Annotated in this window: 15 protein-coding genes; 2 read left to right on the top strand and 13 right to left on the bottom strand. The window is 59.5% G+C overall.

Going from position 1 to position 17,094, the window contains the following annotated elements:
- Positions 1-107 precede the first annotated feature (107 nt).
- A complete protein-coding gene (pgi, locus tag K7A42_RS16885) occupies positions 108-1,733 on the top strand; it encodes a glucose-6-phosphate isomerase (RefSeq protein WP_022555553.1) in 1,626 nt (541 codons plus the stop codon).
- An 87-nt stretch (positions 1,734-1,820) separates the two neighbouring features.
- Complete coding sequence (locus K7A42_RS16880; protein WP_174150635.1) at positions 1,821-2,690, top strand: ornithine carbamoyltransferase; 870 nt, start codon at positions 1,821-1,823, stop codon at positions 2,688-2,690.
- A 16-nt stretch (positions 2,691-2,706) separates the two neighbouring features.
- Here K7A42_RS16880 and K7A42_RS16875 read toward each other — a convergent pair whose 3' ends face one another.
- From K7A42_RS16875 to K7A42_RS16815, 13 genes are all read right to left on the bottom strand, one after another.
- Positions 2,707-3,435, bottom strand: a complete 729-nt coding sequence (locus tag K7A42_RS16875) for an esterase family protein (RefSeq protein ID WP_282455582.1) — start codon at positions 3,433-3,435, stop codon at positions 2,707-2,709.
- Positions 3,432-4,397: an acetylxylan esterase gene (locus K7A42_RS16870; protein ID WP_282455581.1), complete on the bottom strand. Its 966-nt coding sequence runs from the start codon at positions 4,395-4,397 to the stop codon at positions 3,432-3,434. The genes K7A42_RS16875 and K7A42_RS16870 overlap by 4 nt, the downstream gene beginning before the upstream one ends.
- A gap of 125 nt (positions 4,398-4,522) precedes the next feature.
- Positions 4,523-5,449, bottom strand: a complete 927-nt coding sequence (locus K7A42_RS16865; protein WP_037089369.1) for a carbohydrate kinase family protein — start codon at positions 5,447-5,449, stop codon at positions 4,523-4,525.
- Between the two features lie 98 nt (positions 5,450-5,547).
- A complete protein-coding gene (locus tag K7A42_RS16860) occupies positions 5,548-6,246 on the bottom strand; it encodes an orotate phosphoribosyltransferase (RefSeq protein ID WP_004439706.1) in 699 nt (232 codons plus the stop codon).
- Positions 6,247-6,393: 147 nt separating this feature from the next.
- Positions 6,394-7,431, bottom strand: coding sequence for a dihydroorotase (pyrC, locus tag K7A42_RS16855; RefSeq protein WP_112766107.1), 1,038 nt, complete (start codon positions 7,429-7,431; stop codon positions 6,394-6,396).
- Between the two features lie 112 nt (positions 7,432-7,543).
- Positions 7,544-8,581, bottom strand: a complete 1,038-nt coding sequence (locus K7A42_RS16850) for a 4-hydroxyproline epimerase (protein WP_112766106.1) — start codon at positions 8,579-8,581, stop codon at positions 7,544-7,546.
- A 123-nt stretch (positions 8,582-8,704) separates the two neighbouring features.
- Entirely contained in the window at positions 8,705-10,027 is a 1,323-nt protein-coding gene (locus tag K7A42_RS16845; RefSeq protein WP_006698933.1) for an alpha/beta hydrolase, read from the bottom strand.
- 187 nt (positions 10,028-10,214) lie between these two features.
- Positions 10,215-11,711 (bottom strand): acetyl-CoA hydrolase/transferase family protein, encoded by a 1,497-nt coding sequence (locus tag K7A42_RS16840; RefSeq protein ID WP_282455580.1) that lies wholly within the window; start codon positions 11,709-11,711, stop codon positions 10,215-10,217.
- Between the two features lie 293 nt (positions 11,712-12,004).
- Positions 12,005-12,805 carry a phosphodiesterase gene (locus tag K7A42_RS16835; protein WP_022555545.1) on the bottom strand — a complete coding sequence of 267 codons (801 nt, stop codon included), beginning with the start codon at positions 12,803-12,805 and terminating at the stop codon, positions 12,005-12,007.
- Positions 12,806-12,868: 63 nt separating this feature from the next.
- Positions 12,869-14,161 (bottom strand): ABC transporter substrate-binding protein, encoded by a 1,293-nt coding sequence (locus K7A42_RS16830; protein WP_004439693.1) that lies wholly within the window; start codon positions 14,159-14,161, stop codon positions 12,869-12,871.
- Positions 14,162-14,203: 42 nt separating this feature from the next.
- On the bottom strand, positions 14,204-15,025 hold the full coding sequence (locus K7A42_RS16825; RefSeq protein WP_004439691.1) for a carbohydrate ABC transporter permease: 822 nt from the start codon (positions 15,023-15,025) through the stop codon (positions 14,204-14,206).
- Positions 15,025-15,951, bottom strand: a complete 927-nt coding sequence (locus K7A42_RS16820) for a carbohydrate ABC transporter permease (RefSeq protein ID WP_035206712.1) — start codon at positions 15,949-15,951, stop codon at positions 15,025-15,027. The genes K7A42_RS16825 and K7A42_RS16820 overlap by 1 nt, the downstream gene beginning before the upstream one ends.
- The gene (locus K7A42_RS16815; protein WP_072493935.1) at positions 15,948-17,093 is read right to left on the bottom strand and encodes an ABC transporter ATP-binding protein; all 1,146 of its coding nucleotides are present in this window, start codon (positions 17,091-17,093) and stop codon (positions 15,948-15,950) included. The genes K7A42_RS16820 and K7A42_RS16815 overlap by 4 nt, the downstream gene beginning before the upstream one ends.
- Position 17,094: the final 1 nt, after the last annotated feature.

Here is a 17,094-nt window from a genome sequence, read left to right as displayed (position 1 = left end):
AAATCGAGCCGGGTGACCGGCTCTTTTCTTTTATCGAAGCCGCCTTGATTTGGCCGCCTGAAAAAGAATAGTTTCCTCATCCTTCCACGGAAGCCGAGGAGCACGAGATGCAGGCCACCATCGAAAAACTGAAAGCAACGGCGAGCAGCACAGCCGCAACCGATCTTCGCGCCGCCTTTGCGGCCGATGACAAGAGATTCAGCCGTTTCAGCGCCAAGTTCGATGACCTGCTGATGGATTATTCCAAGTGCGCCGTGAATGAAGAGATCGTCACGCTTCTCGAACAGCTTGCACAAGAAGGCGGCGTCGAGGCCAAGCGCGAGGAGATGTTCTCCGGCAAGGCGATCAATTTCACCGAAGACCGTGCCGTCCTGCATACCGCGTTGCGCAATCGCGCCAACACGCCGGTTCTCGTTGACGGCAAGGACGTGATGCCCGATGTGAACGCGGTTCTGTCTGCCATGGGCAAGTTTGCCGATGCCATCCGTTCCGGTTCGCTGAAGGGCGCGACCGGTAAAAAGATTACCGATGTCATCAATATCGGCATTGGCGGTTCCGACCTCGGCCCGGTCATGGCAACGCTGGCACTGGCACCTTTCCATGACGGCCCGCGGGCGCATTTCGTCTCGAACATTGATGGCGCGCATATTGCCGATACGCTGAAGCTCATCGACCCCGAGACGTCGCTCTTCATCGTGGCGTCGAAGACCTTCACCACCATCGAGACGATGACGAACGCCGCCACGGCGCGCCGCTTCATCGCCGAAAAGCTGGGCGAAGACGCCGTCAAACATCACTTTGCCGCGGTTTCCACAGCGCTGGACAAGGTTACCGCCTTCGGCATCGAAAGCGACCGCATCTTCGGTTTCTGGGACTGGGTTGGCGGCCGTTACTCGATCTGGTCTGCCATCGGGCTGCCGCTGATGATCGCCATCGGGCCGGATAATTTCGGCAAGTTCCTGGATGGCGCCCACGCCATGGATCGCCACTTCCGCGAGGCGCCGGTCCGTGAAAATCTGCCGATGTTGCTCGGCCTGATCGGTTTTTATCACCGCAACGTACTGAATTACCCGACGCGGGCGATCCTGCCCTATGACCAGCGGCTCTCGCGTTTCCCGGCTTATCTGCAGCAGCTGGACATGGAATCGAACGGCAAGGGTGTGACCATCGACGGCACGCCGGTCGAAGGCCAGTCTGGCCCGGTTGTCTGGGGCGAGCCCGGCACGAATGGTCAGCACGCCTTCTATCAGCTGATCCACCAGGGCACGAGCGTCATCCCGGCGGAATTCATGATCGCAGCCAACGGTTTCGAGCCCGAACTGCGCCACCAGCACCAGCTTCTCATCGCCAATTGCCTGGCGCAGTCGGAAGCGCTGATGAAGGGGCGGACGCTGGCTGAGGCAAAAGCCCAGCTCACCTCCAAGGGCGTGGATGACAGACATGCGGATTTCATTGCGCCGCACCGTGTCTTCACCGGCAATCGTCCGTCCATCACCTTCGTCTACGACAAGCTGACGCCATTCGCGCTTGGCCGCCTGATCGCGCTTTACGAACATCGCGTCTTCGTTGAAGGCGTGCTGTTCCGCATCAACTCCTTCGACCAATGGGGCGTGGAGCTTGGCAAGGAACTGGCGACCGGCCTGCTTCCGGTCGTCGAAGGAAAGGAAAGCGCCGCTGGCCATGACAGCTCTACGCAGGGCCTGGTGAAGGCGCTGGCGGGTCTGGCGGGGTAAATCCAGGCACTGCAATTTACGAAAGCCGGAGGGCGACTTCCGGCTTTTTTCAATGCAGCGTTGATCGAATGTCATTTGGAGGTGCATATGTCGTTCCGGCCGGGCAGGGACTTTCTGGAGTTTCACAACCTGAGTGCGGACGCGATCTTCTCGATCATCGACCGCGCGTGCGCTCTGGCCGAGGACTGGTTACAAGGCACGATGCCACAGACGCTCAAGGGAAAACGTGTAGGGCTGATCGTTGACGACACCGGCTGGCGCAATACCGCCGCCTTTGATCTCGGTATCCAGGCGATGGGCGGCACCTGCGTTACCGTTCCGATCAACTTTAACGGCCGAGAAGAGATTGCCGATCTGGCTGGTTATCTCGACAATTGGTTCGATCTTTTGATTATCCGCACGAAGGAACTCTCGACACTCCGGGCACTTGCAGCCGACATGCGCGCACCGGTCATCAACGCGCGGACAAAATTCAATCATCCATGTGAAACGCTTGGTGATTTAGCCTATGTGAAAAGCCTGAGGGGCCAGAAAGCCGGCCTCAAAATCGTCGGTGTAGCACCGGACGCCAATATTTTACGCTCTTGGGTCGAAGCCTCGATTTCCCTGCCCATTCAGGTCACGCAGGTTTACCCGGATCAATGGCACGTCACGGATGCCGCGCTCATCAATCCGAACTTCCGGGCAAGCACGGACATGGATGAGCTATTGGATGCGGATGTGGTCATTACCGATTCCTGGCCGTCCGACGCCAATCATCATCTGGCCGATTATCGCATATCCGCCTCCCTTCTCGACAGGATGCCGCCTGATGTGATTTTTTTGCCCTGTCCGCCAGTCTCGCGTGGCCAAGAGGTGACCGCGGACGCAATGGTCCATCCGGCCTGTAAGAGCCGGTCGGCAAAAGCTTTTCTTCTACATGCCCAGAATGCCCTGATGGAATTTCTTCTCGCCTGAGGCGCGGGCTCCAGCCTCAAATATAAAGCGCCGCCATCTTGCGCCACGCACCCGCCCGATGCGCGCGGCCTTCCCAGACATGCATCTGGTGCCCCACCTGCTTGCCTGAAAGCACGCGGCTTAAGTGGTGATTGTTGTCCAGAAAGGGGTCTGCATCGCCAATGGTGAAGACCATGTCGATGCGGCGCAGGTGATCGAGCCGCCATGGGCAGTTTAACCCGGGAAGAAAGTGGCTCGGCATGTGGAAATAGACGTCATCGTCATAATAGCCGTCGAACAGATCACCGAAAGACTCCACCTCCATCGTCAGGTCATAGCGGCCGGAAAAAGCGACGAGCTTGGTGAAGAGATGCGGGTGACGGAAGACGAGGCTGGCGGCCTGAAAGGCACCGAGGCTGCAGCCCTGCACGATGGTGCTATCATGCGGATTTTTCTCCGCCATCAGCGGCAGCACTTCGCCCAGAATATAGGCCTCGAGTGCGGCGTGACGTCGGAGACGGTCGGCGGGATGGTTGTGGCCCGCGTAGAAACTTTCCCGTGCCAGACCCTCGATACAATAAAGCTGGAGGTGGCCGGCCTCCAACTTGTGGGAAAGACTTTCGACGACGCCCAACTCCTCATATTCGAAGAAGCGCCCGTCGCGTGTCGGGAACATCAGCACTTTCGCGCCGGCATGACCGAATATCAGGAGTTCCATATCGCGATGGAGCCTGTGATTATACCAGCGGAGATATTCGCGTTTCATGGCACCTTGAAAAACCGTCTGACCTTGTCCTTATGGACCGCATCTTGCGATGCGCTGTCAGGGTAATCGAAATGCCCGGCGTCGAGGATGAAGATTTCATTAAATTTTGACGGCGGCAAAGCGTTGGCCACCGCGAACTGGCAGGGCGGCGCCACAGCTGGATCAAAAAGCGCAGGCGCAATCAGCATGGGCACGCTTATGCGGGCGGCCGCGCAGGCCGCATCGAAGAGGCGCAACGTTTCAAGAACATGGGCGTGCGTCTTCGCATAGGTCTGGACGGCGTCCGCGCTGCCGAGTGTTGGCAGCGTCAGCCAGAACGGTCGGTGGCCGAAGGTCGGCACAACGAGATGGCCGCGGTCGATACGCTTATCATAAGGGATAGCAAGAGCGCCGATACCACCCCCGAAGCTGATGCCGCTATAACCCACCTGCCCTTCCAGCCAGGGATAAAGGCTGAGAAGCGTCGAGACCGCGATCCAAAGGTCATCGACACAGCCTCCGATAATATAATCGTCTTTCCGCTCGATATTATAGAGAACGTGAAGGGCCGGATCGGATGAAATCGGCGGACAGGCACTCAGCGACAGTCCACGAAAGCAGGGAAACAGCACGGCTGTCTCTTCCACCGGCACATCGAAATCAGGCTCGCCGCGCCCGCCATAACCGTGGCCGACGACCAGGCCGCGGCGGACCTGTCCTTCGCGCGGCAACAGCAGCCATGCACCGATACGGAAACCGTCGGTGGAGGTGTAGGTCAGATCGAGGACCTGCCAACGGGGATCGCTCAGCTTGCTCCGGCGCAGCACCGGGCGCGGATCAGTGGCAAGCGCGCGGCGATAGCGCTTCTCCCAGAAGTCATCGAAACCGGGTGGCGCTTCCGGGGGCGTGATGGCAAGCAACTGTTCGCGTTGCATGCCGTAGGTCGGGTCGAAATCAAAGGGATGGGCTGTTGAAACACTCATGCGACGCTTGTTTCTCGAAAAAACAGCAGACACAAGCTTGATAATACCGAAATAACGGTTTTTCACGATTTTGGCGGCGTGATGCGTGTTGAACCATCTTTTCAAAATGGTTCAACCCTAACCCATCACAAGCCGATTTCGTGCGCAAAAGGCGGATTGGCGCCAGCGCGCGAAACGGTGACTGCCGCCGCCTTTGCACCGAGCGCAAGCGCCTTTCTGATCTGCTCTTCCGTCAGTGACGCCACCTGCGCCTTGGTCAGCAGGCCCTGCATTTTTAGCGACGCAAGAATGCCGGCATCAAAGGTGTCGCCCGCACCGACGGTGTCCACCACCTCCACGCGTTCAGAAGCAACTTCGACCTTCAGGCCGGTCGTATAGCCAACGGCACCTTTCGCACCGCGGGTGACGACGACCAGCTTTGCGCCATGGTGGAGCCAGTGGCGGGCAAGCGTGTCCTCATCGCCTTCAAGACCGAACCAGGCAAGGTCCTCATCCGAGAACTTAACGATATCGGACATGGCGGCCATGCGGCGGATGCGGGCCATATGCGACTGCTTGTCCTTGATGAAGCCGGGGCGGATATTGGGATCGAGCGAGATGACACGGCTTTCTTGCTCGCGCGTCATCAGCGCTTCATAGGTGCTGCCGCAGGGTTCGGGGATGAGGCTGATGGCTCCGAAATGCAGCGCTTCGCAATCGGCGCCCAGCGCCGGAAGCTCGGCTTCGGTAATCATCCGGCCGGCGGTGTTCTCGTCATAGAAGGCATAGGTCGCGTGGCCGTCGACCAGCTTTACGAAGGCGATGGTGGTGGGGCGCGAAAGAGTGGCGCAATAGCTGAAATCGACATGGCTCGCCCTCAGGGTTTCCCGCAGGATATCGCCCATCATGTCATCGGAAAGACCGGTGAAAAAAGCGGAGGGAACGCCGAGACGTCCCAGCGCAATGGCCGTGTTGAAGACCGCACCGCCTGCATAAGGGGCAAAACCCGCCTCTCCCAGCGTTGTCTGCCGGGGCAGCATGTCGATCAGGGCTTCACCACAACACAGGATCATTACGGTCCTCCTCAAAACAGCAAATCAAATGGACTTAAATCGATTTAGACGAAGATTGATCGGAAGGCCAGCCACAAGCTGGCCACCCGCATCCGAAATTAGGATTGCGGCAATTCGCTGACACCGCCGCGCTTTGCCGACCAGGGCAGCGGGTTATCGAGGAAGGCTTCAACCTCGGAGAGGGTCTTTTCATCGAACAGTTTTTCAGCCCGGGCAACGGCCAGAACATCGCGCCAGGTCGTCAGGTAATGCAGCTTAACATTGCCGTTGGCAAAGCGTGCTTCCGCCTCCTGGAAGATGCCGTAATAGAAGAGTGCGATGCCGTGATCGACGATGCCGCCCGCCGCACGAATGGCGTCGATAAAGGTAAACATCGAGCCACCTGCGGTCGTCAGATCCTCGATGACGAGAACGCGGGCACCCTCGGGCATATGTCCTTCGATCTGGGCATTGCGGCCATGGCCTTTCGGCTTCTTTCGGCAATAGATCATCGGCAGGCCGAGGCGCTCGGCAAGGAAAGCGGCGAAGGGAATGCCCGCAGTTTCGCCGCCGGCCACACAGTCAAACTTCTCGAAACCGGCCTCGCGCAGGACAGCCGCCGCCGCAAAATCCATGGCTGCGGAGCGAATGCGCGGGAAGGAGATGAGCTTGCGCATGTCGATATAGACAGGGCTCTTCATGCCTGACGCGAAGGTATATGGGCTTTCGGAATTAAAATGGACCGCCTTGATTTCCCACAACATTTTCGCAACCAGTTCGGCAACGACGGCGCGATCGGTGAATGTGAAGTGGTTCATAGGCGTTCTCCTTTTAGGCCTTGGTTTCTCGCTCCGAAAACCCGGATCGGTGTTCGGAAAGCACGCGTCTTTGTTCGGTATTTCGTGCGCCAGCCGAGGTGCCGGCGGACCATAACAAAACCGCCGGCAGTGCCGGCGGTCATAAAATCAGTTTACATCCCAATGAAGCGGGAACATCGGATCGAATACGGTCACCGGCCCGGCGCCCGTTTCGATCTTGGCGGGGAATGACACTGGCTCGTCGCGCTTGACCAGCGTGATCGTCTCCTCATTCGGCGCCAGACCATACCAGGCCGGGCCGCTGAGCGAAGCGAAAGCTTCCAGCTTGTCGAGAGTGTTTTCGTCCTCGAAGACATGGGCAAGGCAGCTCATCGTATTGATGGACGTGTAAATGCCCGCGCAACCGCAGGCGCATTCCTTCAGCGGGTCCACGTGCGGAGCGGAATCCGTGCCAAGGAAAAAGCGCGCATCGCCAGAGGTCGCGGCAGCCCGCAGCGCAAGCCTGTGCTCCTCACGCTTGGCGACGGGCAGACAGTAATAATGTGGCTTGATGCCGCCAACCAGAATGGCGTTGCGGTTGATGATGAGATGATGCGTGGTGATCGAGCCGGCCAGATTGGCCTTGGAAGACTTGATATAGTCAACGCCATCGCGGGTGGTGATGTGCTCCATCGTCACCTTGAGCTCCGGCAGGCGCTGGCGCAGCGGTTCCAGAACCGTCTCGATGAAGACCTTCTCGCGGTCAAAAATATCAACTTCCGGCGTTGTTACTTCTCCATGCACGCAGAGGGGCAGGCCGATCTTCGCCATGCGCTCCAGAACAGGCATGGCCTTGTTAAAATCGCGCACACCGCCGTGGGAATTGGTTGTGGCACCGGCGGGATAAAGCTTTACAGCGGTAATCAGGCCGCTTTTCTTGCCCTCTTCCACGTCGTCGGCCTGCGTGTCCTCGGTCAGATAGAGCGTCATCAAGGGCTCAAAGCTGTCGCCCGCGGGAATGGCCTTGACGATGCGGTCACGATAGGCGCGGGCATCTGCGGTGGTGACAACCGGCGGCACCAGGTTCGGCATGATGATGGCGCGGGCGAAATGACGGCTCGTATCCCCGATCACCCCTTCCAGCATGGCGCCATCACGAAGATGCAGGTGCCAGTCATCAGGGCGGCGCAGGGTGAGCGACTTCATCGGGATACCTCGGAGCATGATGGAATTGCGCCCGCTTAGCATCTTTTGTCGCGGGAAAACAGCCGCCCGACATGATCAGGCAGCCGTAAATGTCATTTTTTTGAAGCGCGCTTTAGATGTTGCCCGCTTCCGGACCCCAAACGTCGGTCATGGCAAAACCATCGGCCAATGGGTCGAATGGGTCGAGGCCGACCTGATGCAGACCAAAGGTAAAGCCGCGCCCGGCAATCGTGGGAATGACAGCCGGACGGCCCGCAACTTCGGTGACGGCGGAAAGGCCGACATCGAATTCCGAACCGATGATCGAGCGGGATTTATACTCGTCGCCCACCTTCACCTTGCCGCGCGCATAAAGCGTGGCGAGATTGGCGGAATTACCGGTGCCGCAGGGCGAACGATCCGCCCGGCCCGGCCACATGGTGGTGCAGGTGCGGATGGAGCCATCGGCGTCCACATCGCGGAACATCACATAGGCCACGCCCGATATGGCGGGGATTTCGGGATGCACAACGGTCATTTCGCGGTTGACCAGGTCCTTCAGGATCATACCCGCAGAGACCAGCTTCGCGGCATTGGCTTTTTCGATCGTTAGACCAATCTGACGCACATCCACCAGCGCATAAAAAATGCCGCCATAGGAGATGTCCATCGTCACCTTGCCCCATTGGGGTGTGTCGATGCTGACATCAAGCGCATGCACGAAAGACGGCACCATGGTCAACTTGACCTTTTCGCAGCGCCCGTCGCGGCAGGTGGCCGTTGCCTTCACCAGACCGGCCGCCGTTTCCAGAATGATAACGGTTTCCGGTTCGTGCATCTCCACCATGCCGCTTTCCAGAAGCGCAGTCGTCGCGCATATGGAATTCGATCCGGAGCTGGCATGCGCCTGGTCCGGCTGAAGGATGACGAAGGCGGCGTGCGCATCCGGATGCTTCGGCGGCAGAAGCAGATTGACCGAGCCCATGGGCGTGCCGCGCGGCTCCAGCGTCAGGAAGCGACGAAGCGCCTCTCCCTTTGGGTCGGTATTCATCCAGTGAAGCTGTTCAGCCACCGTATTGCCGGGAATTTTCGGCGCGCCGCCGGTGACGACACGGCCGATTTCGCCTTCGCAATGAACATCGAGAAGCTGAAGGGTGCGTTTCCAACGCATGGGGTCTTACTCCGAAAAGGGTTGTCGACCGACCATACAGATAAAAATACAAGCTGTATACAAATCTGCGACGCTCTGTGACAAAAAGCGCCTACGTTCCCGCTGCCCCTAACGCATCGCAGTTTAGCGATTGCGGCATTCCGCCCGGTTTCGATTGGCAGCGGCATCGCAGTTGATCCTTGACGACTGAAGCGCCTGATCGTCCACCACGGAGCCGGCCGTATCACCCACCGATCCCACGGTATTTTCCACCGAGCGGCCAAGCCGCTCCACCTGCCTGCCGTAGTTTTCCCGCGTGCGGGGATCGAACACAGCAATTGGCGCGCTGACCACAACGCTCGCTGCTGTTCCCACCGTCTGCGCGGCACCGATGCTGACGGCGCCCAAGGCTTCGCCCAGGCCGACATCGGAATCCGTCACGGTCTGGCCCGCGATGAGGCGGTCGCCGATCAGACGCACGACCTCCGGGCTTTCGGCAAACTTGCCGTGGTTCAGGCGGTCGCCCGATTGCAGCTTCGTCAAATCGAGAACCGTGATACCGGCCTTTTCCAGCTGGCTGCTGTAGGGCTCAACGGAAGGATCGATCTGGCCAAGACGGTCAACATTGCCGGAAATGCGGCGCGACAGGCTGAGCGCGCGGTCGTCCTGCGAAACGAAGAGCGTGAATTTCGGTGGTGTGTTGCCGAGGCTTGCGAACTGGCGGCTGAAGACATCCACGTCGAGATCAGGTGCTGCCAGAATGACGTTGCCGATCTTCGGATCGACGCGGCCATTGCGGATGGCCATCTGCCGCAACGCCTCCACCGCAAGCCAGGTGCCCATGGAATGCGCCATGACCGTGACTTCACGGATGGATTTGTCTTTCGCCAGCCGCGTCAGCATCTCTTCCAGCGCGTCACGGGAATAGTTGGTGCTTTCCTTGTCGTAATTATAGTCGAAGATGCTGGCGCGTGACGGCCAGGTGAAGACGACGGGCACGACATCGGTTCTGGAATCATGGACGATCTGGGCAAATCGATAGACGGATTCCTCGTAGCGGTTGTTGAAACCATGCACGAAGACCAGCACGCGGCGGTCCTTTTCAATATGCCGGCCGATCCAGCTTCGCGTCTCGGCTTCGGAGCGAATGGGCTCGACCGCAACGGTAGTGAAATCCTTCAGCGGATTGGGCGGCAGCTTCTTCGGCCACTGCACCTGTCCGACCTTGCGGTTGGCGTCTGGCGGTATCGAGACGGTGACCGCGTCGACCTTCAGCCCCGTACCCCGCTCGCCGCCGAAAAGAACCGCAGGATTGTCAGACGGCGCGCGTGTCGTCGCGACAAGGAGATTCACCGGCGTCGTACCGGCCACTGTTTGTCCCGTTGGCGTCATCACTCCGATCGGCCGCCCGCCGCAACCGGCAAGCAGGGCAACAATCGCGATCATGGCGACGAAGCGAATGGGCATTACATCACTCTCCTGCAACCCTGAGGCAGCCGGGTCGCTGCCGAGAGAGAGGATTTTCTACCGGAGGCGGAACTGACGCGCCAGCAACCACAGCGAAGTGGCGGATGATTTCCATCCCGGTGTGTCCAAACGGACCCAATTTCGCGTGGGCGCGTCCGATACCTCAGGCTGGATTCCTGATCCGCCGCTATTTCTGCGGCAGCATGGTGCCCCTTTCACGCAGGGCGCCATGCCACGAAAGCGCTTCTTCCATGAGATGCGGCGTGTGCCCTCCCCGCGAGACTGCCCGCTGGAAATAGTCCGTTAGCGCATCACGATAGGCCGGATGCACGCAGTTCTCGATGATGACCGCCGCGCGTTCACGAGGCGCAAGGCCACGAAGGTCGGCAAGGCCCGTCTCGGTCACGAGGATATCGACATCATGTTCGGTGTGATCGACATGGCTGACCATGGGAACGACGCTCGATATGGCGCCGCCTTTGGCGATAGACTTGGTGACAAAGATGGACATATAGGCATTTCGGGCAAAATCCCCCGAGCCGCCGATGCCGTTCATCATATGCGTTCCCCCGACATGGGTCGAATTGACGTTTCCGTAAATATCGAATTCCAGCGCCGTGTTGATGCCGATGATACCGAGGCGACGGATAACTTCGGGATGATTGCTGACCTCCTGCGGGCGCAGAATGAGCCTGCTTTTATATTCGGCCAGACGCGGCATGACCCGCTCGTTCATGACGGAGGACAAGGTGATCGACGAACCCGACGCGAAAGTCAGCTTGCCCGCATCGAAAAGTTCGAATGTGGAGTCCTGCAGGACCTCCGAATACATTTTGAGATCGTGAAACGGCGTATCAATGAAACCGTGCATCACAGCATTGGCGATCGTGCCGATGCCGGCCTGAAGCGGCTGAAGTTCGTGGGTCATACGGCCTTGACGCACCTCGTTCAGCAGGAATTCAGTGAGGTGGCCGGCAATGGCCCTGGTTTCATCATCCGGCGGCAGCACTGTCGAGAAGCTGTCGCTCTTGTCACTCAGGACAATAGCGGCGATCTTTTCCGGCGGCACCGGAATGAAGGGTAGTCCGACACGGCTATCCGTCGCCACCACCGGGATGGGCATGCGGGTTGGACGTTTTGCGGGAATGAAGATGTCGTGCAGCCCCTCCAGCACCTCGGGCTGGGACAGGTTGATCTCGACGATCACCTTATCGGCCAGGATGGCGAAACTCGCGGAATTGCCAACGGAGGTGGTGGGCACGATGCCACCTTCAGCCGTGATCGCCACGGCTTCAACGATGGCGATATCGACGCCGTGAATCTGACCGCCGCGCAATTGCTCGACGGTCTCGGAGAGATGCTGGTCAATGAACATGACCTTGCCGTCATTGATCGCCTTTCGCAAAGCCGGATCGGACTGGAACGGCATGCGACGCGCCAGCATGCCCGCCTCGACCATGGTCTTGTCGAGATCATTGCCCAGCGATGCCCCCGTCATCAGGGTGATTTTCATGGGATGCAGCTTGGCATGCTCCGCCAGCGCCAGCGGCACCGCCTTGGCCTCGCCGGCACGCGTGAAGCCACTCATGCCCACAGTCATGCCATCCCGAATGAGACTGGCGGCCTCTTCGGCACTGACGATCCGGTTCAAAAGGGACGCGTTGCGAATACGCTTTTCAAGCATGCACTTCTCCATGATCTGCAATCACGATGGCACGGCATTCGGTCGCCCATCTCGCGGCGACTATGGCGTGCAGTTTCATCGATCAAACTGACATAGATCAAGGGCAAGAAGGGAACCATCACTTCTGCGTATCAAATCCCGTTCAGCGACAGTAAGTGACGCATCGTCGCGACAGGCTGGCAGGCCCTCACACCATGCCGGCCCTGCGATCGGCAGGAGACTTCCGTTACGCCGTGATCGGCGAGGAGTGACGAGCCCACTTCGCGTCATCGCAGTGAGGAAAAAGCATCTCGTCAGGGGCCTTCGCAGACAGGCGCCCGCCCAAGCACGACCTGCCCCACTTCCACATCATAGGCACGCAGGCCGAACGCACCGAGGCTTATGACCCGGTAACAGGGATTGCCGCCCGTCCACAGGGGATCGACAACGTCGATATCGGTGATAAAGCGATGCGCGCAGGCCTGACCGGAACTATAAGCGATGCCTTCGGCCGTCGTGCCTGCCATTGGCACATGGATATGGCCAAAGATAATGTGACGCACACCGGCCGGGTGAGCGGCGAGCCGGCGCATGACAGCTCCGTCATCGTGCATGCCGATATGTTCAAAATGGCGGATGCCACAATCCATCGGCGGGTGGTGAATGAAAACCGTCACGGGCAACTCGCCCGCGCTTTCCAGCGCGCTCTCCAGCCATGCCAGACGATCCTCACCATACATGCCGCCTATGACATCGGCTTCATGGCTGTCCAGAAACAGTAAACGACCAAAATCGGTGTCGATGAAGGACTGGATGTAACCGTTATCGTCGCGCGGCTGTTCGGGAAAGGCGGCCACGAATTCCGGGCGGCGGTCGTGATTGCCGAGCATCAGCCGCACCGACATGGAGGCCGACGCGAGGATGCCGCGGAGCAGCCCGTAGGCTTCCGGCTCACCGTAATTACAAAGATCGCCCGTCATGACAAGAAGATCGGCGTCGGCGTGTTTTTCAACGATATCGGCGATTGCCGCGCGCAGCTGCTTTTCCGGGTCGACGCCATTTATGGCGACGCCGGGCAGCAGAAGATGGGTATCGGTGATCTGGATAATCTTCATTTGGGGCTTCCTGCGCAAAATGGCTGCGGGAACGGATTTCCCGCAGCCTCTCGATGGTGCTGATTATTTCAGCAGGGCGTTGGTCTGCTCGACGATCTGCTTGAGACCGGCTTCCGGCGTCACCTCACCGCGCATGACGGTGCCGATGATATCGCGCTGGGTGCGCCAGATGCGGACGGAATCGCCGCCGGGGTAACCGGCCCAGGGCAGAGAACGGTCAGCCTGAAGCGAAGCGGTTTTCACATTCGGGTTCTCGACGTAATAAGGAGCGAGGAAGTCCGGGCCGGTTGCCAGCTTGTTGGTCGGCAGGTAACCGGTGATGCGAACGATGGTGTTCTGCGCTTCCGGACCGGTGATCCACTTCAGGTATTTCCAGGCAGCATCCTGCTTGGCCTTGTCCTGCGTCAGGATAACGGCAGAGTTACCGCCGGTCGGAACGCCGCCCTTTTCCTTGTTGTCCAGCGGGAAAGTCGCCGTCTTCAGCTTGAAGCGGTCGCCAACCAGACCCTGGATCGTCTGAACGTGAGCGGGCGTCGAGAAGATGAAGCCGGTGAGGCCTGCACCGAACTGCTGGCGGGACTGGTCCCAGTCGAGCAGGTTCTGGCCACCTTCGGTGACGAACTGGCGGGTCATCTTCAGGGCGTTGAGGCCGATCTCGTTGTCGAAGGCAACGGTCTTGGTCTTCTCGTCAACGAGCTTGCCGCCCTGTTCGACGATGAGCGCCTGCCACAGCCAGTCATCCGGCCAGCCGTTGATATCGTAGCTCATGCCAGCAAACTTGGGGTCGAGAGCCTTGATCTTCTTGGCAAGAGCGATGAGCTCCGCAAAGGTCGTCGGCATCTTGTCCGGGTCGCCGCCGGCCTTGGTGACGAGGTCCGAGTTGATGTAGATGATCGGCGAGGAAGCGTTGACCGGCAGACCATACTGCTTGCCGTCGATCTGGCCGAGTGCCGCCATCTTCGGGCTGTAGTTCTTGTCGAGGAAAGCCTGACCGCCTTCAGCCTGAATGAACGGGCCGAGATCGGTGATCTGGTTGCGCGGTGCGAGCGTGTGCACCAGTTCCGCCGTCAGATTGTAGCCCGAGAAATAAACGTCGGGCAGATTACCGGTAACGGCAGAGCGCAGAACCTGCTGCTGGCCTTCGTTATAACCGGCAGCCGGAGCGAGGAAGTTTATCTTCACGTCCGGGTTCTTCTTCATGAATTCATCGGCCAGCGGCTGATGGAATTTCGTGAAGCCCGGCAGGTTGTAGAGAACATTGAGCGTGATTTCGTTGGCGAAAACCGGCTGAGCGAGGCCCGCAAAAGCCATGCCAAGGGCCAGACCGCCCATCACAGCGCGTCGGTTTAGTTTCATGTCAGTCTCCAGAGAGGTTGGGAGGAGGAAGTCTGAACGGCGTCACTTGACGCCGGTCATGGTAATACCGGCGATGAAATGCCGCCGTGCCAGGAGGAAGCACAGCACCATCGGCGCGGTAATCAGTGTCGCGCCCGCCATCAGCGCGCCGTAATTTGCGCCGGATTCAACATCGGCGAAAAACATCATGCCAAGCGGCGGTGGCGCGAGATTGGTGTCAGAGATAACGATCATCGGCCAATAGAGGTCGTTCCAGTGGGCGACGAGCGAAAAGACCGAGAAGGCGGCGAGTGAAGGCAGCGAACCACGCAGCACAAGCCCCCAGCAGATCTCCATTTCAGAGAAGCCGTCCATGCGTGCCGCTTCGATGATTTCATCCGGATAGCTGCGGAAGGACTGATTGAACAGGAAGATGGCGAAGACGGAGAGAAAGAAGGGCATCATCATCGCGAAATAGGTGTTCAGCAGCTCCGTCTTTGCCAGACCGACGAAAAGCGGCAGGGCAAGGGCCTGGATGGGAACGCAGAGCGCGGCGACGACCAGGCCAAGAAGCAGCTTGCGGCCCGGGAACCGCAGTTTCGCCAGAGCGTAGGCCGCCGGCACAGATGTCAGTATCTGGACGACAAGAATACCGACGCAGACGATGACGCCATTGAGCATGAAGCGTGCCATGGGCACTTGCCCGGCTGCGCGGGTGTAATTATCGGCCGCGTCGAATTTCTCCGGGATCGGCCAGAGCGAAACGTTGAATATTTCCGCCGGCGAACGGATTGACGTCAGCACCATCCAGTAGAACGGCAGGAGCATCAGGAAAGCGCCGAGCGCCAACACAAGATGCGGAAGATATTTGCGGAGTGCGGCCATCAATAATGCACCTTCCGGTCCATATGCAGCGTCTGGCCGATCGAAAGCACCAGTACGATTGCGAGGAAGATCACCGTCAGCGCGGCGGCATAACCGGTGTTGGAATACTCAAAACCTTCGAGATAGAGATCGAACAGCAACGTCTCCGATCCGAAACGGCCCTTGGTCAGCACTGCCACCGTCTCGAACACCTTGAAGGCCGAGATGGAGGTGGTGACCACAACGAACATGGTCGTCGGTCCGAGCATCGGCCATGTCACCGTCAGGAAGCGGTCCACCGGGTTCTTCGCGCCATCGAGACGCGCCGCCTCGTGCAAATCCTTCGAAATGGCGGTGAGACCGGCAAGGAACAGCACCATGTTGAAGCCGAGTATCTGCCAGACGCCCATCAGCGCCATGGTAGGGATAAGGAGAACGGGGTTGGAGAGGAAAGCGACGGGCTCGAAGCCCATCCACTTGATCGCCGCATTCACCGGGCCGAGCGATGGATGGAGCAGGAATTGCCAAACGGTCGCCATGGCCACCAGCGTTGCGGTGACCGGAAGGAAGTAAGCTACTTCCCAGAAGGCGCGGCTGCGCTTGCGATTATAGACAAGCAAGGCTACGCCGAGCGCCAGAAACACGCCGAAGGGAATGACGATGGCAGCGTAGATAGCCGTATTCGTCAAGGCACGCAGGAAAACCGGATCCTGAAACGCCTTGACGAAATTTCCCAGCCCCACAAAGCGCGTGGACAGCGCGCCAAGCTGATAATCCGTGACGGAAAAACCGGCGAGAACGAGCATCGGCACGATATAGATCGCCAGAAGCAGCAAGCTTGCGGGTGCCGCAAAGATCAGGCCGCGCCGGATCATCCGCCGGTCGGCCTTTGAAAGCCTCGGGCGAGCGCTGGCACGCGCCGCGCCAGAAAAATCAACCGCCGTCATGCCGGCACCTGCTCGCGAACGGTCACCTTGCGGCGGAGACCATCGGCGGCGAAAAGATGCGCGCGCTCCGGCACAAAACCGAGGGTCATGACGCCATCCGCATCAGCGCCAAGCGTTTCGCCGGCACCCTGTCGCAGGGTTATGGCCACCGTCTCATCACTTAAAAGACGGCAACTCACGAAGCGGTCTGCGCCATGGGTTTCGCTGCGGACCACGCGCACGGCCAAACCTTCCGCGCCGGGACGCAGATCCTCTGCGCGAAGACCAAGCGTTGCGGGACCGGCGTCGCGGCCCGCGGCTTCGAGACCAAGATCCCGGGCGAAAGCCGTCACCTTGCCGCTGGCGGCGATTTCGACCGGCAGCAGATTGATGGAGGGCGTCCCGATGAAGCGCGCGACGGTGAGCGTGGCGGGCTTGCGGTAGAGTTCATCCGGCGTGCCAAGCTGCTCGATACGACCTTCAGACATCAACGCGATACGGTCGGACATCGTCATGGCTTCGATCTGGTCATGGGTGACATAGATGAAAGTCGCGCCGAGCCGCCGGTGCAGGCCGGCCAGCTCTTCGCGCATGTGGGCGCGAAGCTTCGCATCAAGATTGGAGAGCGGTTCGTCCATGAGGAAGGCGGCCGGCGAACGCACCAGTGCCCGGGCAAGCGCAACACGCTGACGCTGGCCGCCGGAAAGCTGCGCCGGCTTGCGATCCAGCAGATGCGCGATCTGCAGCGTCTCGGCCGCCTGCTCGACGGCTGCTTCGATCTCTCTCACCGTTTCGGCCGGGGCCGCAAACCGCCCGATCAGCGGTAGCCGCGCGGCAAAGGGCAAACGGCGCATCCTAAGCGGCGTCGCGATGTTCTGGCGCACGCTCATATGCGGATAAAGGGCGTAGGACTGGAACACCATCGCGAGATTACGGTCGCTCGGATCGATCTCGGTCACATCCTGTCCGCCGATGGACACCGAACCGCGATCCGGCGTTTCGAGCCCCGCTATGATGCGCAGCAGCGTGGACTTGCCACAGCCCGACATGCCCACCAGGGACAAAAACTCTCCAGGGCGGATGGAAAGATCGATCTCTTTCAGAACATCGTCGGCGCCGAAGCCTTTGCCGATGCCCGAAAGTTCAAGTGATTGTGGCGTCATT

This window comes from Agrobacterium sp. InxBP2, from assembly GCF_026191755.1.
In the GTDB taxonomy this organism is placed as follows: Bacteria; Pseudomonadota; Alphaproteobacteria; order Rhizobiales; family Rhizobiaceae; genus Agrobacterium; species Agrobacterium pusense.
Note: the sequence above shows the minus strand (reverse complement) of the source record. Positions and strands in the feature narration are given on the sequence as shown.

Bases quoted from the DNA above. Each gene is read 5' to 3' on its own strand.
- K7A42_RS16840 (WP_282455580.1), bottom strand. From the start codon at position 11,711: ATGCTTGAAAAGCGTATTCGCAACGCGTCCCTTTTGAACCGGATCGTC.
- pyrC (WP_112766107.1), bottom strand. From the start codon at position 7,431: ATGAAGTCGCTCACCCTGCGCCGCCCTGATGACTGGCACCTGCATCTT.
- K7A42_RS16860 (WP_004439706.1), bottom strand. From the start codon at position 6,246: ATGAACCACTTCACATTCACCGATCGCGCCGTCGTTGCCGAACTGGTT.
- K7A42_RS16835 (WP_022555545.1), bottom strand. From the start codon at position 12,805: ATGAAGATTATCCAGATCACCGATACCCATCTTCTGCTGCCCGGCGTC.
- K7A42_RS16875 (WP_282455582.1), bottom strand. From the start codon at position 3,435: ATGAAACGCGAATATCTCCGCTGGTATAATCACAGGCTCCATCGCGAT.
- K7A42_RS16845 (WP_006698933.1), bottom strand. From the start codon at position 10,027: ATGCCCATTCGCTTCGTCGCCATGATCGCGATTGTTGCCCTGCTTGCC.
- K7A42_RS16865 (WP_037089369.1), bottom strand. From the start codon at position 5,449: ATGATCCTGTGTTGTGGTGAAGCCCTGATCGACATGCTGCCCCGGCAG.
- K7A42_RS16820 (WP_035206712.1), bottom strand. From the start codon at position 15,951: ATGACGGCGGTTGATTTTTCTGGCGCGGCGCGTGCCAGCGCTCGCCCG.
- K7A42_RS16830 (WP_004439693.1), bottom strand. From the start codon at position 14,161: ATGAAACTAAACCGACGCGCTGTGATGGGCGGTCTGGCCCTTGGCATG.
- K7A42_RS16870 (WP_282455581.1), bottom strand. From the start codon at position 4,397: ATGAGTGTTTCAACAGCCCATCCCTTTGATTTCGACCCGACCTACGGC.
- K7A42_RS16880 (WP_174150635.1), top strand. From the start codon at position 1,821: ATGTCGTTCCGGCCGGGCAGGGACTTTCTGGAGTTTCACAACCTGAGT.
- pgi (WP_022555553.1), top strand. From the start codon at position 108: ATGCAGGCCACCATCGAAAAACTGAAAGCAACGGCGAGCAGCACAGCC.
- K7A42_RS16850 (WP_112766106.1), bottom strand. From the start codon at position 8,581: ATGCGTTGGAAACGCACCCTTCAGCTTCTCGATGTTCATTGCGAAGGC.
- K7A42_RS16815 (WP_072493935.1), bottom strand. From the start codon at position 17,093: ATGACGCCACAATCACTTGAACTTTCGGGCATCGGCAAAGGCTTCGGC.
- K7A42_RS16825 (WP_004439691.1), bottom strand. From the start codon at position 15,025: ATGGCCGCACTCCGCAAATATCTTCCGCATCTTGTGTTGGCGCTCGGC.